We start from the raw sequence: 876 nt of genomic DNA, 5'->3' as shown, positions 1-876 counted from the left end.
ATCCCTATGACACCTCCAGAGAGTAAATTAGCTGGAAGTAACAATGTATTTGCACCAATAGCAATTAAAAAACTACCAAATATAATACTCAATATCTCAATAGCAATGCGATATTTTCCTTTATTTCTCATATTGCATCCTTTCTCCAAATGATTGGTAAATTAGATTATTCTCATTCAAAATTATACAATAAAATTCGATTAATCGTTTACTAATTTTAGGAAGAAACTCTTCAATAATCATGACCGTTTGTTTCAGAATACTAAACAACTTCCTCTAAAAAAAGCATCTGCTAGTCGGCAGACGCTCCATTTTGACCTGTTTCATTTTGATTATTGAATATTAAGAAGCCTTGAGAATTAAATCTCTAGGCTTTTTTATATTCAATAAAATACATTTTCACATTCCTATTAAGAGACACTTATGATATTTCACCTCTTCCTTTTGAGTTTTGTTATAAATAAAAGGCCCTTCACCCAAAAAAATGGTTATATCCTAAGCCATAAAAAAAAGGCAAAGTCTCCCTTATGACGCTAAACCAATGAAGGGAGAGATTTTGCTTGAATAGTCAGTTTCCATTCCTCTTAGTTACCATCAGTTTCTGGACCTGTTCGTCCAATTGTTTTTGAAACATTTATTCTGGGTTTACTGGTCTGCAGAAGCAAGCACTTTGAATAAGGAATTATATTTAGCGTAAAGTAGAATGTAATTTCGCTCTCAATTCTTCCTGTAACGCTAACTTTTTAATTTTCCCACTAGGGGTCATAGGCAGCTCATCTAAAAAGATAAAACGGTCAGGTACTTTATAATTTGCTATACGGTCTTCAATAAATTCCCGAATGGATTTCTCAGTTTCCTCTTTACCCGGTTTTAATT

Annotated in this window: 2 protein-coding genes; both read right to left on the bottom strand. The window is 32.6% G+C overall.

What is annotated here, in order from left to right; all coding sequences use genetic code 11:
- Window positions 1-131 (bottom strand): YitT family protein (locus tag AC1DUW_RS30755; RefSeq protein WP_477644442.1); only part of this gene is annotated, 131 nt, incomplete at its 3' end.
- 557 nt (window positions 132-688) lie between these two features.
- The coding region (locus AC1DUW_RS30750) for an AMP-binding enzyme (RefSeq protein ID WP_477644441.1) at window positions 689-876 on the bottom strand (188 nt) is incomplete at its 5' end.

The organism is Peribacillus sp. P4_C12, from assembly GCF_056402095.1.
This window is presented reverse-complemented; position numbering and strand designations above follow the sequence as displayed.